We start from the raw sequence: 21134 nt of genomic DNA on the forward strand, positions 1-21134 counted from the left end.
AAGAGTATGGTTCATCTCTATAGAACCATACTCTTTTTTTATGCTGATTTTTTCTGTTTAACGACTGGAACAGAACGGTTTAAAATACTATTTGCAACCATTCCTAACATGATAATAATCATTCCGATGAGAGAAAGTCCTCCAGGGAGTGAACCATTTAAGAAAATGATTTCACCAAGCACGGTAAAGACCATCGTTCCAGCTTGTGTTGCTTCAACAGCTCCAAGTAGAGAGAGGTTATCTTTTGCTAAGTCAGTAGCAAAGAAAAATGTCATCGTTGCAATAACACCGGAACATAATGCTAACAGAAATCCTTGAAGCATTTGGTTGGATGTTGGAATGCCAGTAGTAGAAAATCCGTATATACCAAGCAAGATTGTTATAGGAAGACTTCCAATTGCCATTCCTAATACACGTTGGAACGTATCAAGGCGTCCACCAACAAGCTCCATCATTTTTCGGTTACCGAACGGATATAAGAAAGCGGCTAATACGACAGGTAAAAAACCTGAAATGAACTGAGTCATTGTAATATGGCCTGCGGCAGTTGTTTGCATACAAATTACACCAAGTAAAATAAATAATGCAACATATAAGCTACGAAGTGGAATTTTTCCACGTACAAGTTTCGTACCTGATTTTGTTTCTATTTTCACGAAAAATAGTGGTGATAGTAGTAAACCAGCTAAAATCGTAACTTGCCAAGTTCCAGCAACGAGCCAAGCTGGAGAAAAGACAGCTGCGAAACTTAATAAAGAATAAAAACCAATACCGGCAACAGAACCCCATCCGATCCATGCCAATGGATGTTTTTTTAACTCTTCCCATAATCCCCTAAAGTTTTTGCGAAATAAAACGATAAGGAATAAAATAGGAAGAGCAAATAAAAAACGGAAGGAAGCTGTCCAAGCCCAGCTCGTTCCAGATACATTCATTGCTCTATTAATAATAAAGGTTGCAGAAAAAAAGGCCGATGATAAAAGACCTAATAAAATTGCGCGCATGAAGTATAACACTCCTTTCGAAAATAAATAATTATGTATAGTATGATATACTTTTAATTATTAAAAGTAAACTATTTTATACTTTAAGGTGGTTTTATATATGAAAGAAAATGAAGATATGCAAACGAAAGAAGTCATTCAACAAGTTGGACAGTTATTGAGACAAATTCGAAATGAACAGAAATTAAGTTTAGAAGAATTAGCTCATAAAACAGGAGTTAGTAAATTAACATTAGGAAAGATCGAAAGAGGGGAAACAAATCCGACACTAGCTGTCATTTGGAAAATAACGAAAGGGTTATCAATTCCTTTATCCAGATTAATGGTTGTTGGAGAACCTGTAGCTGTTGCGCGCTGTGGAGAAGGATTTGCAGTAGATGAAGGACAAGCGTGGCATTTAGAAACGATGTTCCGTTATACGAAAGAAACAGGGATGGAAATGCACCGTGCTTGTTTACGATCAAATAGTATATATGAGCCAGAAGCTCATCATGAAGGTGCGATTGAGCTTGTAACGGTAATGAAAGGGAAAGTGTCTATTCAAGTGGAGAATGATGTATACGAATTAAATGAGTTTGATTCCATTCAATTTGAAGCGAATAAGAAGCATATTTATAAAAATGAAGAAGAAGAAGTAGCGGTATTACATTTAACGATGAAATATTCTTCATGAAAAAATCACCTATAGGATTCTATAGGTGATTTGCTCTTCTTAAGTATGTGAAATAATGCCGTTAGTACGAACGTGGCATAAGTAATAAACAAATGAAATAAACTAAAAATCCTGTCCCAAAACATAAAACAGCAATAACCCAAATGATACGAATAAGAGTAGAGCTAATATCAAAATATTCTCCTAAACCACCACATATACCAAATAGCATTTTATCAGTTTCGGATTTACATAACTTTTTTGACATATTCCAATCAACTCCTTTTTATATCAAACTGCATACTTTTATTCTATATGGAAATTTATGAGAAGACTATGGGGTTGTATTACATTTTTTTGTGAGAAGTGATCGTATTAATTGTCTTAATTTTCAGTGGATATTAAAATTGTAGTTATGAGGTGATTTTTAATAAAGGGTGGGGAAATAGAGATGACAGTATATTGGTTGGCTAACGTAATGCTTGAATCAGGATATACATATGAAGAAGAGAGAATTTCAAAAACAGAAACAGAATTATGCAGTTTACTTATTGAAGATGGTCGAATTAAAAAAATTATAAAAGGGATTGTTCAAGAGGAAGATATAGTAACTTTTGATGCTAAGAACTTATTAATGTTGCCAGCTTTCAAAGAGATGCACATTCACATTGATAAAACATATTATAGTGGCCCATGGAAAGCTTGTATGCCAGCAGAAAGTATTTTTACACGTTTTAATGAAGAAGAAAAAATTTTACCAAAGCAATTAGCGACTGCCCGAAATAGAGCGGAAAATATGCTAGAGTTACTACTGCAAAATGGTGCAACGAATATTAGAACGCATTGTAATGTCGATCCGATTATTGGGCTTGGTAATCTGGAGGCGACGTTAGCGGCATTAGAAACATATAAAAATCGAGTGTCTAGTAGAATTGTTGCGTTTCCGCAACATGGATTATTGCGCAGTGATTCTGTGCAACTCGTGAAAGATGCGATGCGTATGGGTGCTCATCTAGTCGGAGGAGTAGATCCAGCTACAGTAGATAATGACATTGAAAAGTCATTACATACAATTATGGATATCGCAGTAGAATTTAATGCGGATGTTGATATTCATTTGCACGATGCGAATAATCTTGGAACGTTTACGATGAAGAGATTGGCAAGTTTAACAGAAGAAGCAGGATGGCAAGGCCGTGTAACGATTAGTCATGCACTTGGACTTGGTGGTGTTACTGGTAAAGAGGCTGAAGAAGTGGCAGAAAGACTCGCAAATGTAAATATTGATATTACTTCAACAGTGCCAATTGGTAAACAAGTAATCCCAATTCCGTTATTAGATAAAAAAGGTGTTAAGGTTGCATTAGGCAATGATAGCATTACAGATCATTGGTCACCGTTTGGAACAGGTGATATGCTTCAAAAGGCGAATCGATTAGCAGAGCGTTTTGGGTGGAGTGACGAAAGGTCTTTAGGAAAAGCACTCCGCTTTATTACAGGGGGAAAAGAAACGTTAAATAATGAAGGGAAGCGAGTATGGCCGAATGTAGGGGATGAAGCGAGCTTTGTTTTGACGAATGCGACATGCGCTGCTGAAGCAGTAGCGCGTCAAACAGAAAAACGTTTAGTCGTGTATAAAGGAAATATTGTTGTTGGAAGTTTAAATGAGGTGGAATTAAATAATCTTGTGTAGAAGAATCGTTTAAATATTTTGAGGAGGGTTCTAATGGTGAGTATAGAACTCTTCTTTTTTATTCTTACAATATATTTTTATAGGAAAGCTAGAAGGGATGAAAAAATTGGACAATCAACATAACCAAAATCATATTATGGGAACTTTGCAATGGTTTATATTTTTATTAGCAAATTCAATAGCACTACCAATTGTCGTTGGCGGATTATTTCATCTTACGACGGAAGAAATATTTTATTTAATGCAGCGTACGTTTTTTGTAGTTGGTATATCTTCTTTTTTACAAGGGTGGCTTGGGCATAGACTGCCAATTGCGGATGGGCCGGCTGGATCTTGGGTTGGTGTATTTACCGTACTTGCTTATGCAACGGCCGGACAGGATCAATTACATAGTACACTGCAAATTTTAGAATTAGGAATGATAATCTCCGGTGTTATTTTAATAGGATTAGGAGTAACTGGTTTTATAGGACGTATTTTATTTTTATTTACGCCGCTTGTGACAGGGACGTTTTTACTTTTATTATGTTTACAATTAAGTGGTGTATTTTTAAAAGGAATGTTAGGAATTACAGCTACTATTTCTCAAATCGACGGATTTACAGCAATGATCGCGTTTAGTATATTTCTGTTCGTTATTATACTATCTAATTTTGGAAAAGGCTTTGTCAAAAGTTATGCAGTTTTAATAGGATTAATTAGTGGGTGGATTATTTTTCTCATTGCAGGAAAAGTGACAATCCCATCTCAAGTAACTCATTTTGTGCAACTTCCACATATATTTGCTTGGGGACTTCCAAAATGGAATACAGGTATGGCTGTATCAAGTTTCGTTATGGTATGTATTTTAGTTTCGAATACGGTGGCAGCTATTATAGCAATTAATCAAGCAACTATTCATAAAGCGACTATTGAACAAAAACAGTTGAAAGATGGAACATGGGTTGGGGGGATTTCGCATCTCATCTCTTCTGTATTTTCAACTGTAGGTGTCGTTCCGTTACCAGCAACGGCAGGATTCATACGTTTAACAAAACAAAAGTATATACGATCGTTCTTAATGGCATGTGCGTTACTAGTCGTAATGTCTCTTTTTCCAAGTATTATTCGTTACTTAGCATCTTTACCATCAGCTGTCGCATCGGCTGTTTTAATGGCTTCGTTCGTACAGTTAATTGGAATTGGATTTAATAATATAAAACAAGTGCCGATGAGTGAAAGGAATGTAACGATCTTAGGCGTTGCAGTATTATTTGGCAGCGGCGTTATGTTTTTACCGTCTGGAGCACTCCAATCCTTGCCGTCTGTTATGCAATATATATTCGGTAATGGTTTATTTGTAGGTACGGTTGTAAGTATATTGCTAGAACAAATATGGCGCGTTGGAAAGTAAGTGGATAAAAAGAGTGTACGCACTGTATAAAAGTCTAAAATAACATAGGAAATAAAGCCCATTTTCATTCACCACCTGCACATTTCGTTCATACAATATCTTGACTAAATAAACACCCAACTTACACATACACAGCTCTGGCTTAAGCAAGGAGGGTTATACCAGTTGAAGGAAAAAGCGTATCAATCTAAACCTTTACTCACAAAGAGAGAGAGAGAAGTATTTGAATTGCTGGTTCAAGATAAAACAACGAAGGAAATTGCAGGTGAACTTTTTATAAGTGAAAAGACAGTTCGCAACCATATCTCAAACGCAATGCAAAAGCTAGGGGTTAAAGGACGTTCACAAGCAGTTGTGGAGCTTCTTCGTATGGGAGAGCTCGAATTATAAGAAAGCAGCCGACTTTTATATAAAAGTCGGCTATTTTTTGTTTGCTTCACTTGCTATATGAATGATAAGAACACTCCATACATAAATAGGTAATAAGGAGGGGATATGTTGAAAAGGATACTGTTAGTTTCAACAAGTGCTCATGATATGAATGGACACCCGACTGGTTTGTGGCTGGAAGAGCTCGCAGCTCCTTATCATGTATTTAAAAAGGCTAAGTTTGATGTTGATATTGTGTCAATAAAAGGTGGGAGAGTACCTATAGATAGAGTGTCTATTCCGAATGGTATACCTCGCGAATTCAAGCATGTAGCTTCTTTATTGCAAAATACGAGGCCGATTTCAAATGTTCATTTTTCGGATTATGATGCGGTTTTATTTGGTGGTGGGCACGGGGCGATTGTAGATTTTCCAGGTAATCCATATGTAGCAAATTTGATTGAGAATATGTATAACAATAACCGGATTGTAGCGGCTGTTTGTCACGGAGTAAGCTCTTTAGTCGGTGTGAAAAATAAGGATGGCTCGTTTTTTGTTGCGGGTAAGCGTATAACAGGTTATACAAACGATGAAGAAAGAGCTGTACATTTAGAAAAGCGCGTTCCGTTTTTGTTAGAAAGTAAGTTGAAAGAAGAAGGAGCTTTGTTTTATGTAGCCCCCAATTTTACGCCGCATGTAGTAGTAGATGGTCATTTAATTACAGGACAAAATCCACAGTCTAGCGTGGAAATAGGTAAGGCTATAAAAAGGGCTGTAAATAAATTATCGTCATTTTAATTTCTGCTCATTTCTTCTTATTAACGGGAATGTCTTCTTTTCAAAAAAAGATGGAGCAATGAATATGCACTTTATATAGAAGAAACCGACTTTCTTATAGAAGGTCGGTTATTTTTCTATCTTGCAAATTACGAAAAAAAGGAGCAAAATAAAAAAGGTCCTAGTCTATACATGGGCAAATGAAAATTTTCATACAGAAGCATTTGAAGTGAGCGAACTTAAAGTGTGTAAAATATAATGATAAACATAAAAGATGATGAATGAGAAAACGGGTGATGAAGTTGAATAGAGCAATCGGTGTTATCGATTCAGGAGTTGGCGGTTTAACAGTAGCGAAGGAATTAATTCGTCAGTTGCCGAAAGAGCGTATCATATATTTAGGAGATACAGCACGTTGTCCTTATGGTCCACGTTCTCGAGAAGAAGTACGTCGATTTACGTGGGAAATGACGGAGCATTTACTAAATTTAAATATTAAAATGTTAGTTATTGCGTGTAATACAGCAACTGCAGTTGTATTAGAAGAGATGCAAAAACAATTACCAATTCCAGTAGTAGGAGTTATTCACCCAGGATCACGTACAGCTTTAAAAGTGACAAACACGTATCACGTTGGGATTATTGGAACGATTGGAACGGTGAAAAGTGGTGCATACGAAGAGGCGTTAAAGTCTATTAATAACCGTGTTATGGTAGAAAGTTTAGCTTGTCCACCTTTCGTTGAACTTGTAGAGAGTGGGAATTTCGAAAGTGAAATGGCGTATGAAGTTGTAAGAGAAACGCTGCAACCACTGAAAAGTACCGATATTGATACACTTATATTAGGGTGTACACATTATCCGATTTTAGGACCTGTTATTAAAAAAGTAATGGGAGATAAAGTGCAACTAATTAGTTCTGGTGATGAAACAGCACGTGAAGTAAGTACAATCTTATATCATAGTAAAATGTTGAATGAAGGAGAAGAACAAAGCGATCATCTCTTCTTAACAACAGGAAAAATAGGCTTGTTTAAAGAAATTGCATCAAAATGGTTCGGTCAACCGATTGAAAATGTGAAGCATATTCATTTAGAAAAAGAATAATAGTAGAATTTATATAAGTGAGCTCCTGAGAAATCAGGAGCTTTTGTTTTATCTTGCTATTTGCTGGGTAGTAAGACCCCTGCTGATTAAAGTTTCAATTTATAAGAGGCACAGCTTGTTCTAAAACGTGAAACAGCTCGTATACATAATAGTACAAACTTAGATTTTAGGGGGGAATGGCATGCCTAAATCCACTTTTAAATGGGTTGTTGGTGCTACTGTGAGCGCTGTTTTACTAACAGGGTGTGGCTTTATAAATCAAGAGAAAGCAACTGAACAAATTGATCCACCAAAACAAGTTACGTATACAGAGGGTGGGAAGAAAGAAGTAGCTAAAAAAGATAAGCAAGGGCAAATGGTAAATAGAGAACTATACCTTGTTGATAAAAATGGTTATGTTGTACCACAAACGTTAGCTATACCTACTCCGAAAGCAAATGAGACTGTGAAGCAAACGTTAGAATACCTTGTGAAAGATGGACCGGTAACGAATTTATTACCAAATGGGTTTCGTGCAGTCATTCCGGCGAATACAACGATGACCTTAGATTTGAAAAAGGACGGAACGGCAGTTATTGATTTCTCTAAAGAAATGAAAAACTATGCGAAAGAAGAAGAGCGTCAAATTGTTGAATCTATAGCTTGGACGTTGACGCAATTTACAGAGATAAAACAAGTGCAGTTCCAAATAAATGGTGAGAAATTGGCAAAAATGCCGGTTGGTGGTACACCGCTTGGTGAAGGAGTGAGCCGTGCAAATGGTATTAACTTCGATGATGAACAAGTAACAGATGTAACAAATACAAAACCAGTCACACTGTATTTTATGGCGCAAAATAATAATAAACAGCAATACTACGTACCAGTCACACGCCGCGTTGCGGAAGGTAAAGAAAATGACTATGCAGCAATTATAGATGAGCTTGTAAAAGGTCCGATCCATCAATCGCTCCTAAATGATTTTAATCCAGGCGTTAAGCTTATTACGAATCCGAAATTACAAGACGGAAACCTTACATTAAACTTTAATGAAAATATATTTGTAAACCCAGATAAAAATATGATTTCAAATTACGTATTGAAGTCGTTAGTTTTATCTTTAACAGAAAAGAAAGGTGTGAAAAATATTTCTATTGAAGTAAATGGAAAAGCAAATCTTATAGATGAAAAGGGCGGAAAGTTAATAAAACCTGTAGATCGTCCAGAAAACGTGAATACAGGTAGTTTTTAATCTTGAATAATTTGATATACTTAAGTAAGAAAGGAGAATTGCTTTTTGGGTTCTCCTTCTTTTATTGTATACATATCATACATTTAAATTTGGCTATACTAACGAGTAGTAATTAAGAGGAGGTTATTTTTATGCGAGTAGATGGTAGAGAGAAAACAGAATTACGCCATATACATATTCATACGAATTATTTAAAACATCCAGAGGGATCTGTATTAATTGAAGTTGGGGATACAAAGGTGATTTGCTCAGCAACAATTGAAGAGCGTGTACCGCCATTTATGCGTGGAGAAGGAAAAGGATGGGTAACAGCTGAATACGCGATGATTCCACGTGCGACAGAACAACGTACAATTAGGGAGTCAAGTAAAGGGAAAGTAACAGGACGTACAATGGAAATCCAGCGCTTAATTGGACGAGCATTACGTGCGGTAGTTGACTTAGAAGCGCTTGGTGAGAGAACGGTTTGGATTGATTGTGATGTTATTCAAGCGGATGGTGGAACGAGAACAGCTTCTATTACAGGTGCATATGTAGCCATGGTATTAGCGTTTGAGAAGTTATTACAAGTAGAAAAAGTATCTAAAATTCCAGTAAAAGATTATTTAGCAGCAACGTCAGTAGGGATTGTTGAAGAACAAGGTGTTGTTTTAGATTTAAACTATGCAGAAGATTCTAAAGCAGACGTTGATATGAACGTGATTATGACTGGAAAAGGCCAGTTTGTTGAAGTGCAAGGAACTGGAGAAGAAGCGACGTTTAGTAGAGCGCAGTTAAATGAACTACTTGATGCAGCAGAACAAGGCATTTTCCAACTGATTGATATGCAAAAAGAAGCGTTAGGTGACATCGTATCTCATATAGAGTAGAGGTGGAAAAAATGAAACAAGTTGTTGTAGCGACAAAAAATATGGGGAAAGTACGTGAATTTGCTGAGTTATTTGAGCGATTTGATTTAGAAGTGAAATCATTACACGATTTTCCTCATATTGAAGAAGTCGAAGAAACTGGTGAAACATTTGAAGAAAATGCGATCTTAAAAGCGGATAGTTTGAGTAGACAGTTGAATGCAATTGTAATTGCGGATGATTCAGGTCTTATTGTAGATGCGTTAAACGGGAAACCAGGCGTGTATTCAGCTCGTTTTGCTGGAGAGCCGAAAGATGATCAAGCGAATATTGATAAAGTGTTACAAGAATTAAATGAAGTAGCGTTTGAAAAGCGTAAAGCTCGTTTCTATTGTGCATTAGCAGTTGCTTTCCCTGAAGGTGATAAAAAGCCTGTCATTGTAAACGGGACATGTGAAGGATTTATTTTAGAACAACGCCGCGGGGAAAACGGCTTTGGATATGATCCGATTTTTTATGTGGAAGAATATAAAAAAGCGATGGCGGAACTAAGTTCAGATGAGAAAAATGCTATTAGCCATCGTGGCCGTGCTCTTCGTAAATTAGAAGAAAAAATCCCGGAATGGTTTTTAGGAGAATAAGGGAGAGAGAATGATGAAAGCTTTAATCGTAAGTGATAGTCATAGCTCTGTGAAGGAATTACAGCAGTTGAAAGAGAAATATGAAGGGAAAGTAGATATCATGATTCATTGCGGTGATTCAGAGCTAACGCCTGCTCATGAAGAACTGCAAGGTTTCCGTGTTGTAAAAGGAAACTGTGATTATGCTAACTTTCAAGATGAAATTGTAACTGATGTAGATGGAATTCGCTTCTTAGTTGTGCATGGACATCGCCATAATGTGAAAATGACATTACAAACGCTAGCGTACCATGCTGAAGAAGTGGGAGCGCAAGTTGCATGCTTTGGACATTCTCACGTATTAGGTGCTGAATTAATCGAGGGCGTTTTATTTATTAATCCAGGCAGTATTTTATTACCACGTCAGCGTGTAGAAAAGACATTTGCTTTATTAGAAATGGATGGAAATCAAATGGAAGTTCGTTTTGAAACGTTAGACGGACAACTAGTTGAACAAGCAGTTTTTAAAAGAGGATAAGAAAATTTATCCTCTTTTAAAAAAGGTGTTGACTTTATGTGTGGTTATACATATAATAAATATTGTCGATAGGGAAACGGCGCTAACGAAGAAAAGAAAATAACATATGCGGGTGTAGTTTAGTGGTAAAACAAGAGCCTTCCAAGCTCTGGTCAAGAGTTCGATTCTCTTCACCCGCTCCATGTCCCAGTAGCTCAGCCGGATAGAGCATACGCCTTCTAAGCGTACGGTCGGGAGTTCGAATCTCTCCTGGGACGCTAAAAAAACCTTTTGCGGTGACGTCAAAGTCCGCAATATATAAGCTCTCTAATTCGTAAGTTGAATCGTACAATGTGCGGTCGCTAACGAGTTAGGGGGCTTATTTTTTTTATGTCAAAAAAACGCGATTCTTTAACGATTAGTGAGGATTTATCGAATGTTTTTGGCGATAGATTGAAAAGCGATCAGCGAAAGAAAGAGACCGCAGAAAATCGTTATACGTTCAATTTAACAATCGACAAAGCGCTCGAGATAATTGTGCGTCAAATGAAAGCGACAGGCTTACGCGAGCGTACGATAAACGATTATTACATACACGTTAGTCATTTTGCGAAAATAACAGACACGCACTATATAGAAGAGTTGAACGTTAATCATATTTACGAGTGGTTGTCGTCTATGAATGTTAGTAATCAAACGAAATTAACCCGTTTGAAGTGTCTAAAGGCATTTCTAGGACGTTGCCATGATAATGGATGGATTGATATTAACTTTTGGCGCAATGTGAAGATAAAAGTGGATACGCCTGTTAAAGAAGGTGCGACAGACCGTGAAATTAATATCTTGTTATCGGTGCTCGATTTAACACGATTTTTAGATTTACGAGATGCTACCGCTATCTTACTTATGTATCAGACGGGAATACGGGTCGGTACATTAGCGCAACTCGAACATAAACACGTCAATTTAGAAGCGAAAGTATTAAGTGTCGATGGTGGTATTATTAAGAATCATGAATCGATATATCTACCGTTTGATGACGCTCTCGCACGATTGCTAGACGTTCTTATGAAACAAAACGAAATTATTCGCAGAGAGTACCAAGAGAATAATGATTATCTCTTTATTACGAAGAGCGGTGGAAGTGTTTTAACTAGTCCGACGAATAACATTATATCAAAACGAATGACTAAACATGCGAAGGAATACGGGCTTAAAAATATTAATCCACACGCCATACGTAGAGGTTTTGCGAAGAATCTCTTAAAGAAGGGTGCAAATGTCGCGCTGATATCTAAAGCGCTAGGGCATAGCGACATATCTGTTACAACACGTTATCTGCATTTAGATAAAAATGAAGTAGCGGAAAGTCTACGGAATTTCTTGTAAATAAAAAGTCCCCGACGGCAATCGGAGACTCAAAACTATACACATCGAAACTAAATAACGGACGAGCCGTATCAGTTCGACCATCTACTTTGCATTCTATCGAAAAAATTCGAAGATTGCAAGGCGTCTTTAGTAATGTCTTTTTTAGGTACTGATGCGGTAAGTCAAAAAGCGGAAGCCGTACCGCTTAAAAAACGTAAAAGGTGAGCGAGAGCCAACGCAAATAAATCAGCGCTATACAACCAACATGTATCCCCTTTCGCATGCGTATAGGCTAGGTGATTGCGACCATTAACGGCAAGGAGTGGCAATACGTTGTTCTAAGGAACAGGGTGTACTATCGGGCTTAATCGTAAGATTGGGCGCATATTGGGACGTATGGATATGAGATAGTGTGTGCGAAAGTGCAGGGACGGAAGGGGCGTTACTACGATACACTACAAGCGATCCGACGCTAGTAAAACGCCTTACCCCTTATTTGCATAGATACTACGAAATTATGAAAAAGTTTAAACGCTTTGTTGTTTTTTATCGATGTGAATAGGGGTGAAAACTGCGCCCAACTCAACCTAGCTTCGCTCACCTCGGCTAGTCGTCGTCCGCCAATCGTCAATAGCATAAATTCGATATTGAATGCCACTAGCGGAAGTGGGTTGAATATCGGAGGATGCAGGTGCTATAAGAGGTGGAAGACTTACGTATGGAAAGCAGACTTACTATAAGACGATACGCAAATAAAGACGAGGACATAAAAGAAACATTAAATAGAATAGCGATACTAGCTAAAGAAGAAGTGGAAGATTATTACACTGGAATATACGATAATAAGTATGTAGAAAAAATTGAAGCGCATTACATACCGTTGATTGAACGCTTAGCTAAAGATAACTGGTATAAGATAAATAACGAGGTACATTTTATTGATGATTGTTTTCGGAGAATAAGGTATGCGATTAGAACGTTTGATATAAATAAGGGCGATTTCGATAAGAGGGTTAAGTGTTTTATTTATCAAGCTTTACGTAAATATTGCGGAGAAAGAGGAAAAGGAAGAACGGTATTAAAATTTATAAGTGATATAAACGTACTTGAAACACTAGAGGGTTGTGCAGAAACTGCGGAAGAGAAAGCGATCTGCAATATAATGACTAACCGAGATACTTACGCAAAGCTATATGAAAACATATGCAAGAAGAAAATAGATTTCATTGTACTAGATACTATGATACATACGGTAGAGAATAATGAAAAAGTTACGGAGGTTGCGATTTCTAGAGCATTATCGAAGAAGACAGGGCGATCATTTGATTCTGCTAGAAGTACGGTGAGGGGATTTAAGCAGAGAATCCGAAAAAGAAATAGTAGAAAGGAAGATAAGGTGTGAAGGATAGAAAGAAAGAGAAAAATACAAGGGTGAACCTGTTAATAGTTGCATTTGTATTGCTGGTTGTTACGAAGATAATTGGAAACGCCGTTATAGGTGGGCTAGCAGTAGCATTTGCAATGGCTGTACTCGCATCGGTTATTACTGCTAGGATTGGAGAGTTTATGCGGAAGAGGAAAGAAGATGAAGATGTATAAAGGTTCGGAAAAGACGGAGGAATTATGCTATGAGGAAGCGTAAAGAGAGGTATTTAATTATATTCGCATTTTTATTTATGTGGGCAACGAAGGCATTCGGTAATCTATACGTATCAGCTTTCGGTGTTGTATTCGCGTTATCGGTAGGCTTGGCGTGTTTAACCGAAATTATACTGAGAAGAAGAGATAGAGATACTCGAGAGTGATTTAATAAATAAAACGGAGGACAGATATAATGGCTCGTAATCTAAAATCAGCAGAAGACAAAGCCGTGGCGGAGGAACTAACCATCCAATGCGCATCGAACGAAAACTGACGACACCACTCGCCTATATAACGAAATTAAATCATAACTAAATACTGAACATTCACCGCATGTAAATAATAGTGTAGATTTAAATAAAAAAGAACGCTGTATAAGAGCGTCCTTTAGGTTGTTAAGTTACTTTTATGATAAATCAATACCGACTTTGTTTGCTTTTTCAATTAGATAATTACAAAATGCCGAACAAGTTACGAGCATAAATTGAGCGTCCTCAAAAGAAACATTAGGTACGTCTTTGTGGGCATGACGAATACCGTCGCCATCACTTGTATACCAATATATTCGTTTAAATCCTTCTTTTAATGTATCGTGAATTACTACTCCTTTTTGTTCTAGTTTACCTAAAGCTTGTCCGAGAGTTCCTTTTTCGTCATTTGCGATAACTTTGCAAATAGATTCAACGGCACTTATTGACTCTTTAATTGAGTTTATGTAATCGGGATTCTCTCGATTCGCCATCAAGCGCAAAGCTTGCGCTATGTGCATATCTACGAAAGTTTTACTACTGTTAAAGTTTATGGCGTTTTCGATAGAATCCATTTCTTGTTGTGAATTTATTCTAACAAGTGTATTCTGGACAAATCTATATGCAGATAACTCACGCTCTAAAATTTTATTACACTCCGTCTTAAATTCATCAACGATATATTCAATTTCATAATTTTGAACAAGGAATTCCATGAAATCATAAACGTTGTACCATTCTGTACTAAAAAAGTATTCGTGAATGTTATCGAACCAACGGTGAAATTCCCCTGGTAATTGAGTCAAAGGATATTTAAAGTAATTGCCCCATTGATGTACAATAAACTTTTCAAAAAAGTCTCTGTGGTTGGATGTTTGTATATAAGGAAATGGTACACGTGCTGTGTACGAGTCGATAATTACAGAGTTAAATGTGTTCCATAGACCGACTCTTAGATCGTCGTCCATCGAATCGACTTGAATTAACTCTTTTACTGGGGTAAATCCCATACGTTCAGAAAATCTCATTAATTTATCCTCCTAATGTATAGCGATATCGAATTGTATTTTAAATTATACCAATAATAGAATTATATAACTAATAATTAAGTAACACTAAGTTGATATAAATGAAGAATAGTTAACGAAACTTAACAAATAAGTGCATGCTCGCCGTTATACATTACGTTACATATCACCAGCCGACCGCTCGTGACGCACGTCCATCCTCCGAAACTCCCCCTTCACGTATGTATATCGTATATATTATTTTGTTATACAAATGATAATAGCTTCGCAAACAATTGACCGTAAGTATCAAATTGATATAAAATTATTTTATTCTAAAAAAAATGGTGGATGGTTTTATGTCAGCTGATACAATGACAATATGGGGGTTTTGGATAACCGTTTTTGGAACGGTTATCGGTGTAATTGGTTTCTTCTTTACAATATGGATTAGCAATAATACAGCAAAAATAAAAAAGAAATTCATGGATAAACACCTTGAAGAAAAATATCGAAAATCCAAAAGAAGTATTATTATTCAACTACATACTTCGTACCGTCTGTTAAAAGAGGATGAACGTTTAGACGTACATGCTATCGAGGAATCTATTATTTCTTTAAGTATTTATGAAGATATTCTTACTCGCACAACCAAAAGTAAACTAAAAAAGATTGATAAAAAAATTAATAGTAAAACGTCTGATGAAAAAGACGAAATCAGAAGGCTGTTATATGAAGTTATAAAACGTTTAGAAAACGAGTTAGATGAACATACACGATTTATAGAGGAGGTTTCAAAATGAATAATATTGACATACTAGGTTTTATTGATAATTTAGAAGAAAAAACAAAGAAGAACGAAGTATCTTGGAATCTTGTCTCTTCTCATTATTTTTCGAAAATTTTCGACCGCACAATCACAGATGGTAACATTAAAGGTGCATTCTATGCGGATAGCCCGAAAGGTAGAGTTATTATTGGGAAGTATCAAGTTAGACATTATTATAGTGAGGATGAATATTATATAGAAGATTATTTCTTCCTTTCAATTACTAATTCCAATTTTGAAAATCCTGTAACTTTTACAGAAGATGATGAGGTCTCTAAGAAAGTTGCTTTTACATTAGCAATTTCTAAATTACATCGCTTAATTCAACTTAATGCTTATGATATAAAAGACCGCCTTGATAGTTGGTTTGATTAAGGTCTATTTTAGAAAAGGTACTCGTAAGAGTACTTTTTTTATTTGCTATAATATACACAAAGGAGCGTCAGCATTTCGTTGGTACTAACCTCAATGTAAACTCGTGTAATATTTTCGGTGAAACGGCGAATGGGCTAACCACATTAGCGTCTTTTTATGACTTCGTATATGTATAATTTTATATGATAAGCGATGCAAATACGTATGTTAATCGTTGGGATATCGTACACTAATCGACTGTACACTAGCTGATAATATAGCGCATGATATAATGCTTTGCCTATGTTAGCCTGTAGCGTTAATTCTTCGTTAATATACGCAGTTTTAACGTCTGTCTTCGTCTTCTTATCGATATTTAACTGTTGCATATGAACATATTTGCTATCACGTAATAACATACGTACTTGTGGCGTTGCCTGTTTCGGATATGATCGCCGATTTTATATGCAAAAGGGCATGAGTAATTGTTAAAGTTTTAATATAGAAGTGGAAAGACATTGGTTTGCAAGTGGTAGAGTAGAGGTATAGTGTGTCTATTAAAAAGAGAGAGCGCTGTACACAACGCCCTCGGTATTAATCTTAATTAATAGTGTTATATCAATACTTAATTACTAAGAGCGATTCGGGCTATATCACCAATCCGTATAACTCTATCGCCTTTTCTTCTCCCTGTAATCTCACTTTCATCTATTTTAATTTTTTTTACTGTTATCCTTGTTTCTGTAGTTCCTGTAATTCCACTAAGTCCAGACATACTATGAGAAAGCGCCTTCTGAAGAGGGGAAGGGATATGTACTTCGTTAGTTATTATTTTTTTGCAAACTGCAAATTCTGAATACACTTCAGTTACCTCTAGTGTATCTTTTATGAAGTCAAGTGTCCCGAGCACCTTACCTTCATTAAATGGGTCAACTATTTCATCTCCTTCCAAAAATATTTCAATACTATCTCCTATTGAAATACCATCTTTTAGCCCACTATTTATTACAAGGCTATATTCATCAATAATCTTAATCACCTTGAATGTTATATAACTGTTCATCAAAATCCCTCTTTTCCTTATTTATTATCTCGTTTGTTTTGCTTTTTACTTGTGTTGCAATAGTTCTTACTTCTTGATGTTGCTGCCCTCTGTATGTATTTTTTACATACGCATCAAATTCAGTGATTAATACACCTAACTCGGGTAAGTCATGATGTATAAATAACTTTCTTTTATGTACAAAATTATTATACTTATCAATTGATTCATCGGAATCTCTTTTTTCGTTTTTTAGTTGGGTGAGTTCAGTATTTACAGAAGTTGAACTTTTTTGAACTTTAGTTAGTTTTATGTGCAAATATATTATTATTCCCAGTAAATAAACAGTGGAGAATATGAATGTTAAGAGCAACTTTGCAGTAATGCTCCATGAAGGATTAATGAAGCCTAGAACTCCAGCAAACGCAGGTAGTATAGTGAAAATAAAAGTTAAGAACTGCTTCAATTCATTTCACCTCCTTTAATTATAAGTTTAATAGTTCACTGGCTTTCCTCATTTAAGATTATTATACATTTTTTCTTAGTATTATAATAACTGCATATGCTTAATTTTTCCAAGTGAAATTGATTATTTGTATCCGAATGAATTGAAATGAATTTATCTGTAGTGAAATGAAGGATTATCCATTGATTTAGCCGCAATATGAATCGTATAAGGGTATTAGTTTGTATAAAAGTGTAGCCAAGTGTAGTGAAATGAATTGAAATGTAAACAATGCGATAATTTAACGGTAAGTAACCGAAACCCTTGCGAGAGTAGGCGTCAGACGCATATAAATGAGTGTGCATTTGTTTGCATTTGTTTGCGATTCGGGAATTATCCGAGGGTATATGTGCATGAATTACGGTAGGTTAACGATTTTATTTCGCTTATATATCTGCTGAAAGGGTAGGAAGAGCGTCGACTTCGGAACTCAGGGGGGGAAGAAATCGGCGCATAATAAAAAGACACCGACCTATTCTGCCGATGCTTCTTGCTGGTCACGTTGCTTTCTAGCGAATCGTTGTAGCGTACTCATGCTAATACCAGTTGCGTCCGATAACTGGCGGAATGAGTAGCCCATTTTCTCTTTCATACGCATAGCTTCGACTAGTTTTTTATCTGAATGTGACTTCGGGCGACCTTCCTTGTAATTCGGATTCTGTCTAGCTACTATTTTACCTTCCTGCGTTCTTTCTAAGATTAGGTTACGTTCCATTTCTGCGACTGCTAATAACGTTTGTAAGAAGAATCGCCCCATTGTCGTATCTTCTAGTAGTCCTACGTTGAGAACGTGAACCCTTATACCTCTTTTGAATAGCGCTTCAATTATCTCGATACCTTCCTTTGTATTACGTGCAAGGCGATCTAGCTTCGTTACTGTCAGTGTATCTCCTTTGCTTAATACTGTGAGTACCTTGGATAGTTCGGGGCGGTCTGTCGTCGTTCCCGTGAACTTTTCCGAATAAATGACCTCGCACCCTTCTGCTTTTAACGTTTGTAATTGTGATTCTAAATCTTGAGTTACCGTTGAGACACGAGCGTATCCATATTTCATAATTAATCCGTCCTTTCTGCGTCACCACTTTTGATATAAAGTTATGACACAACAAGATGATGCTATATTACTACACTTTAAAATCTGTGTCAAATCTCGAGAGTTATGACATAAGTGTGGTGACATATGACAGCGCATCTATTGACCAAGGCGCTACTATATCCACGGATAGCCCGCCATATGTTTCGTATTTACCAAGCGCTTATATCCTTCGACCAACAGGCAGATACATATTACCAACAGCCCGATACCTAATCCGTACACCACGGCATGCCTATGCCATCATACAAGGCGCATACATAGTCGTTACATAATTCGTAATACATTAAGTATCTATTCATCTTAACTACTCGAAGACTAAGCGTATGAAGACGAGAGGTCATAGGGATACAGGCGATCATAAGCCAGCGCACCATACATCGCAGTAGCTACACTATGTCACATGGTAACAGCGTGAGAGTGTTGTGAGCAGTCGATGAGGAAAGCGTAAGTTGTTCGTTGTTCATTCTGTTTATTATCTGCGAGAGAAAAGATATTGAAAGTCTTGCAACTTCTTCAGTTGTTCTTCTTCTGATTGTCTTCTTTGGTTGTCTTTGCTCTTCGTTATTGTTGCTGTCTTCTTTCTTATCTAACTTAATCAAGAGAATGAAAGGGAATCAAATTAGTTTCTTCTATTAAATTGTTCGCATCGAATTGAATGAATTGTTTCTTTTAATCTTTCTTTGTTTCTTCTTCTGCGAGAGAAAAGAATCTTCTTTCTTTTGTGACTCACTTTTGTCCGCTGATAATCAAGAACGAAGCAAGAACCGAAGCCGAGTCGTCGTTCCAAATCGAAATTTTAGCCAAACCCTCCAAGCGGGGGTCAATACCACCGTCAGCAGTAGTCTAGAAATAGCGCGCACCATTTTTGACTCGGGGTGTTTGACGCATCTACCCAAGGCAAGTCGTTTCCAGCCGATTGTATTCCGAAAAATATTTGCGCATTGTTGCGGAACTCAGGGGGGTTATATCGTCCTCCTGACGCTTATCAATGAAAATTGCACCTGAATGGCAGCGAAACACGTTACAAGTGAATTTGAGTGTCCTCACGCGCATTCTAGGTGTTGTTAATGTGTTAATCCCGCATCCTATCAAGTCCTATCGTGAGTTTTAATGCCCCTATCGTCCCGTATAACGACTCTTAATTTTATTTCGCATAATGACACCAATAAACGACCTCACTAGCGCCTATCTCTTCGTACGAGTCAAAACATTACGCTCTATTGCGTAGCCGTATCGCCCTTATGTACGTGTAGGTATCACCGCAATATCGAAAAAGTATATTCGAGTTTGTCGATGTAATACCCGATAACTCTTTTATTCGTGCCTATGTTTGCGAGAACGCTTTTAACCGATTCGCAATGTTATCAGCGTTTATGTACGTGTACCAAAAAGGCTCATACGTTGCGCCAATAGATACGTAAGGGGATGAAGGAAAACGACTTATATCGTATTAACCTTTTTAGCGAGTGCCACGCCCCTATATAAACGTAGACGATGCAATACAGTACGTCGTCAATTACTAACACTGGATAGGGCGCTTTTCCCGTCGCCCTTCCCTCTTTCTTCTTATCTATTCTATCAACTACTAATGCGTAACAGAGTGAGAGTAGTCTTTTCATACTCGAAACTCAAATGATTAAGTAAAGCTGAATAATATAAAGCTGAATGAAGTAAAGCTGAATTCCGTATAGTATGCTAGCCATCTTAGAGCCAACATATTAGCGATGATAAAGTCAACATACTAGCTATTACGTAGCTAACATAATGACTATGGTCCATATACCTAAAATAAACTGGGAGGAATCGAAATGAAATTAACAGTAAAGCAAATATCAGCAAATGGGAAGTTAGCTAGGGAATTAACAGAAAAGAATCCCCAACAACCAATATACGACAAGAATGACTTCACGGACGAAAAGGGTTTTATTAAGACGCCAGCCCAACTAAAGCATTACACGGACTTGTACCCGTATGGAATCACAACCGACGCAATGTGGGTGTATCAGTTAATTGTCGATTGGTACAACCGTGAAGATGGTTCGGCATATCCTTCTCAATACGTTATCGCTCGTAGAATCCGAAAAAGTGTAGCCACTGTCAAGAAACATATATCAGCGCTGAGAAGTGTAGGACTTATTGCGGTGCAATCACGTGGTATCGGTCGTAGTAATCTGTATCTTCCATTAAAACCACTCGATAAACACGCGATGTACGAGCGCTTCCCACTAGCGAAGCAATTCGCTGAGGAACATGAAGCACTTATCGACAAATACGAAGGTATTGACCGCTCAACGATTGAGTCGAACAAGAAGCGCCAAGAGGAGAAGGCTGAACGCCAACAGGAAGATGGTGCAGACTACGAAAACATGCACTTCCAATAATTCCACGCCACAAGATCGCCCCGAAAACAGTCGCCCGAGAAAGGATGATTCGCAATGCGCAGTATGTACGGATACGTAGAGATACCGAAGTCAGAATATCGTTATCTTGATTTACCTGAATCGGAAAAGGTGCGGAAGAAACGTCGCCGACGGCGTCGTAATACGAGAAGCACCGCTGAAAACTCATCGGAAGGCGTGACTATCATCGAAGGAAATAATACGGTGAGAGTTAACAAGAGGACAAATGAGCCGAAAAAGAAAGTCGCAAAGAATCACAAAAATACTCGCAAAGTTACCGAAGAGATTTCCCAGCAACAAACGAAGCATTGTTTGTATAGGAAATCGAAAAAACTCGAAATAAATATCGAGTGGAACGGTGGGAAGGCACTGAGTAACTGGGATTATGAAAGTAACAAACTACTAAATTCAACTAACTAAAGGAGAGAATGA

At 37.1% G+C, this 21134-nt stretch carries 24 protein-coding genes and 2 tRNA genes; 20 read left to right on the forward strand and 6 right to left on the reverse strand.

Annotated elements, in window-relative coordinates:
• Positions 1-38: 38 nt before the first annotated feature.
• Positions 39-1004 (reverse strand): DMT family transporter, encoded by a 966-nt coding sequence (locus QCI79_RS19205; RefSeq protein WP_001201633.1) that lies wholly within the window; start codon positions 1002-1004, stop codon positions 39-41.
• A gap of 100 nt (positions 1005-1104) precedes the next feature.
• Between QCI79_RS19205 and QCI79_RS19210 the strand changes: the two genes are divergently transcribed.
• A complete protein-coding gene (locus QCI79_RS19210; protein WP_000661924.1) occupies positions 1105-1677 on the forward strand; it encodes a helix-turn-helix domain-containing protein in 573 nt (190 codons plus the stop codon).
• 61 nt (positions 1678-1738) lie between these two features.
• On the opposite strand, the gene QCI79_RS19215 is transcribed toward QCI79_RS19210, so the two are convergent.
• On the reverse strand, positions 1739-1924 hold the full coding sequence (locus tag QCI79_RS19215) for a PspC domain-containing protein (protein ID WP_000038411.1): 186 nt from the start codon (positions 1922-1924) through the stop codon (positions 1739-1741).
• A 183-nt stretch (positions 1925-2107) separates the two neighbouring features.
• On the opposite strand from QCI79_RS19215, the gene QCI79_RS19220 reads away from it, so the two are divergent.
• From QCI79_RS19220 to QCI79_RS19290, 15 genes are all read left to right on the forward strand, one after another.
• Complete coding sequence (locus QCI79_RS19220; RefSeq protein ID WP_000219550.1) at positions 2108-3349, forward strand: amidohydrolase family protein; 1242 nt, start codon at positions 2108-2110, stop codon at positions 3347-3349.
• A 97-nt stretch (positions 3350-3446) separates the two neighbouring features.
• On the forward strand, positions 3447-4742 hold the full coding sequence (locus tag QCI79_RS19225) for a purine/pyrimidine permease (RefSeq protein WP_000732141.1): 1296 nt from the start codon (positions 3447-3449) through the stop codon (positions 4740-4742).
• A gap of 165 nt (positions 4743-4907) precedes the next feature.
• On the forward strand, positions 4908-5132 hold the full coding sequence (gerE, locus tag QCI79_RS19230; RefSeq protein WP_000659484.1) for a spore germination transcription factor GerE: 225 nt from the start codon (positions 4908-4910) through the stop codon (positions 5130-5132).
• A 105-nt stretch (positions 5133-5237) separates the two neighbouring features.
• Positions 5238-5909: a type 1 glutamine amidotransferase domain-containing protein gene (locus QCI79_RS19235; protein ID WP_000919605.1), complete on the forward strand. Its 672-nt coding sequence runs from the start codon at positions 5238-5240 to the stop codon at positions 5907-5909.
• Positions 5910-6184: 275 nt separating this feature from the next.
• On the forward strand, positions 6185-6994 hold the full coding sequence (racE, locus tag QCI79_RS19240) for a glutamate racemase (RefSeq protein ID WP_000774010.1): 810 nt from the start codon (positions 6185-6187) through the stop codon (positions 6992-6994).
• Between the two features lie 181 nt (positions 6995-7175).
• Entirely contained in the window at positions 7176-8225 is a 1050-nt protein-coding gene (gene gerM, locus QCI79_RS19245) for a spore germination protein GerM (protein WP_001126749.1), read from the forward strand.
• Positions 8226-8356: 131 nt separating this feature from the next.
• Positions 8357-9094, forward strand: a complete 738-nt coding sequence (gene rph / locus QCI79_RS19250; protein ID WP_001261771.1) for a ribonuclease PH — start codon at positions 8357-8359, stop codon at positions 9092-9094.
• A gap of 11 nt (positions 9095-9105) precedes the next feature.
• A complete protein-coding gene (locus QCI79_RS19255; protein ID WP_000815943.1) occupies positions 9106-9714 on the forward strand; it encodes an XTP/dITP diphosphatase in 609 nt (202 codons plus the stop codon).
• 13 nt (positions 9715-9727) lie between these two features.
• The gene (locus tag QCI79_RS19260) at positions 9728-10231 is read left to right on the forward strand and encodes a metallophosphoesterase (RefSeq protein ID WP_000645506.1); all 504 of its coding nucleotides are present in this window, start codon (positions 9728-9730) and stop codon (positions 10229-10231) included.
• 108 nt (positions 10232-10339) lie between these two features.
• Positions 10340-10413: transfer RNA gene (locus QCI79_RS19265), tRNA-Gly, on the forward strand.
• Position 10414: 1 nt separating this feature from the next.
• A tRNA-Arg gene (locus tag QCI79_RS19270) sits at positions 10415-10488 on the forward strand.
• 112 nt (positions 10489-10600) lie between these two features.
• The gene (locus tag QCI79_RS19275) at positions 10601-11599 is read left to right on the forward strand and encodes a tyrosine-type recombinase/integrase (RefSeq protein ID WP_021728729.1); all 999 of its coding nucleotides are present in this window, start codon (positions 10601-10603) and stop codon (positions 11597-11599) included.
• A 700-nt stretch (positions 11600-12299) separates the two neighbouring features.
• Complete coding sequence (locus QCI79_RS19280; RefSeq protein WP_042991574.1) at positions 12300-12983, forward strand: hypothetical protein; 684 nt, start codon at positions 12300-12302, stop codon at positions 12981-12983.
• Entirely contained in the window at positions 12980-13180 is a 201-nt protein-coding gene (locus QCI79_RS19285) for a hypothetical protein (protein ID WP_021728090.1), read from the forward strand. Before QCI79_RS19280 ends, QCI79_RS19285 begins: the two co-directional genes overlap by 4 nt.
• Positions 13181-13209: 29 nt before the next feature.
• Entirely contained in the window at positions 13210-13386 is a 177-nt protein-coding gene (locus QCI79_RS19290) for a hypothetical protein (protein ID WP_021728091.1), read from the forward strand.
• Positions 13387-13628: 242 nt separating this feature from the next.
• On the opposite strand, the gene QCI79_RS19295 is transcribed toward QCI79_RS19290, so the two are convergent.
• A complete protein-coding gene (locus QCI79_RS19295) occupies positions 13629-14498 on the reverse strand; it encodes an AbiJ-NTD4 domain-containing protein (RefSeq protein WP_021728092.1) in 870 nt (289 codons plus the stop codon).
• Between the two features lie 338 nt (positions 14499-14836).
• Between QCI79_RS19295 and QCI79_RS19300 the strand changes: the two genes are divergently transcribed.
• Both QCI79_RS19300 and QCI79_RS19305 read left to right on the forward strand, forming a co-directional pair.
• The gene (locus QCI79_RS19300) at positions 14837-15280 is read left to right on the forward strand and encodes a hypothetical protein (RefSeq protein ID WP_021728093.1); all 444 of its coding nucleotides are present in this window, start codon (positions 14837-14839) and stop codon (positions 15278-15280) included.
• The gene (locus QCI79_RS19305) at positions 15277-15681 is read left to right on the forward strand and encodes a hypothetical protein (RefSeq protein WP_021728094.1); all 405 of its coding nucleotides are present in this window, start codon (positions 15277-15279) and stop codon (positions 15679-15681) included. The genes QCI79_RS19300 and QCI79_RS19305 overlap by 4 nt, the downstream gene beginning before the upstream one ends.
• Before the next feature lie 604 nt (positions 15682-16285).
• Here the strand turns inward: QCI79_RS19305 and QCI79_RS19310 are convergent.
• From QCI79_RS19310 to QCI79_RS19320, 3 genes are all read right to left on the reverse strand, one after another.
• Entirely contained in the window at positions 16286-16723 is a 438-nt protein-coding gene (locus QCI79_RS19310; protein WP_021728096.1) for a hypothetical protein, read from the reverse strand.
• On the reverse strand, positions 16692-17168 hold the full coding sequence (locus QCI79_RS19315; protein ID WP_021728097.1) for a hypothetical protein: 477 nt from the start codon (positions 17166-17168) through the stop codon (positions 16692-16694). The genes QCI79_RS19310 and QCI79_RS19315 overlap by 32 nt, the downstream gene beginning before the upstream one ends.
• Positions 17169-17679: 511 nt before the next feature.
• Positions 17680-18261, reverse strand: a complete 582-nt coding sequence (locus QCI79_RS19320) for a recombinase family protein (protein WP_021727668.1) — start codon at positions 18259-18261, stop codon at positions 17680-17682.
• Between the two features lie 1850 nt (positions 18262-20111).
• Here QCI79_RS19320 and QCI79_RS19325 point away from each other — a divergent pair.
• Both QCI79_RS19325 and QCI79_RS19330 read left to right on the forward strand, forming a co-directional pair.
• Entirely contained in the window at positions 20112-20684 is a 573-nt protein-coding gene (locus tag QCI79_RS19325; RefSeq protein WP_021727669.1) for a helix-turn-helix domain-containing protein, read from the forward strand.
• Between the two features lie 54 nt (positions 20685-20738).
• Positions 20739-21122, forward strand: a complete 384-nt coding sequence (locus tag QCI79_RS19330; protein WP_021727670.1) for a hypothetical protein — start codon at positions 20739-20741, stop codon at positions 21120-21122.
• The last annotated feature ends 12 nt before the right edge of the window (positions 21123-21134 follow it).

The sequence above is a fragment of the Bacillus cereus group sp. MG1 genome, assembly GCF_040460035.1.
Classification (GTDB): domain Bacteria; phylum Bacillota; class Bacilli; order Bacillales; family Bacillaceae_G; genus Bacillus_A; species Bacillus_A cereus.

Excerpts from the sequence above, each read along its gene's own strand:
- QCI79_RS19205 (WP_001201633.1), bottom strand. The coding sequence starts at position 1,004 with ATGCGCGCAATTTTATTAGGTCTTTTATCATCGGCCTTTTTTTCTGCA.
- QCI79_RS19210 (WP_000661924.1), top strand. The coding sequence starts at position 1,105 with ATGAAAGAAAATGAAGATATGCAAACGAAAGAAGTCATTCAACAAGTT.
- QCI79_RS19215 (WP_000038411.1), bottom strand. The coding sequence starts at position 1,924 with ATGTCAAAAAAGTTATGTAAATCCGAAACTGATAAAATGCTATTTGGT.
- QCI79_RS19220 (WP_000219550.1), top strand. The coding sequence starts at position 2,108 with ATGACAGTATATTGGTTGGCTAACGTAATGCTTGAATCAGGATATACA.
- QCI79_RS19225 (WP_000732141.1), top strand. The coding sequence starts at position 3,447 with ATGAAAAAATTGGACAATCAACATAACCAAAATCATATTATGGGAACT.
- QCI79_RS19235 (WP_000919605.1), top strand. The coding sequence starts at position 5,238 with ATGTTGAAAAGGATACTGTTAGTTTCAACAAGTGCTCATGATATGAAT.
- racE (WP_000774010.1), top strand. The coding sequence starts at position 6,185 with ATGAAGTTGAATAGAGCAATCGGTGTTATCGATTCAGGAGTTGGCGGT.
- gerM (WP_001126749.1), top strand. The coding sequence starts at position 7,176 with ATGCCTAAATCCACTTTTAAATGGGTTGTTGGTGCTACTGTGAGCGCT.
- rph (WP_001261771.1), top strand. The coding sequence starts at position 8,357 with ATGCGAGTAGATGGTAGAGAGAAAACAGAATTACGCCATATACATATT.
- QCI79_RS19255 (WP_000815943.1), top strand. The coding sequence starts at position 9,106 with ATGAAACAAGTTGTTGTAGCGACAAAAAATATGGGGAAAGTACGTGAA.
- QCI79_RS19260 (WP_000645506.1), top strand. The coding sequence starts at position 9,728 with ATGAAAGCTTTAATCGTAAGTGATAGTCATAGCTCTGTGAAGGAATTA.
- QCI79_RS19275 (WP_021728729.1), top strand. The coding sequence starts at position 10,601 with ATGTCAAAAAAACGCGATTCTTTAACGATTAGTGAGGATTTATCGAAT.
- QCI79_RS19280 (WP_042991574.1), top strand. The coding sequence starts at position 12,300 with ATGGAAAGCAGACTTACTATAAGACGATACGCAAATAAAGACGAGGAC.
- QCI79_RS19290 (WP_021728091.1), top strand. The coding sequence starts at position 13,210 with ATGAGGAAGCGTAAAGAGAGGTATTTAATTATATTCGCATTTTTATTT.
- QCI79_RS19295 (WP_021728092.1), bottom strand. The coding sequence starts at position 14,498 with ATGAGATTTTCTGAACGTATGGGATTTACCCCAGTAAAAGAGTTAATT.
- QCI79_RS19300 (WP_021728093.1), top strand. The coding sequence starts at position 14,837 with ATGTCAGCTGATACAATGACAATATGGGGGTTTTGGATAACCGTTTTT.
- QCI79_RS19305 (WP_021728094.1), top strand. The coding sequence starts at position 15,277 with ATGAATAATATTGACATACTAGGTTTTATTGATAATTTAGAAGAAAAA.
- QCI79_RS19310 (WP_021728096.1), bottom strand. The coding sequence starts at position 16,723 with ATGAACAGTTATATAACATTCAAGGTGATTAAGATTATTGATGAATAT.
- QCI79_RS19320 (WP_021727668.1), bottom strand. The coding sequence starts at position 18,261 with ATGAAATATGGATACGCTCGTGTCTCAACGGTAACTCAAGATTTAGAA.
- QCI79_RS19325 (WP_021727669.1), top strand. The coding sequence starts at position 20,112 with ATGAAATTAACAGTAAAGCAAATATCAGCAAATGGGAAGTTAGCTAGG.
- QCI79_RS19330 (WP_021727670.1), top strand. The coding sequence starts at position 20,739 with ATGCGCAGTATGTACGGATACGTAGAGATACCGAAGTCAGAATATCGT.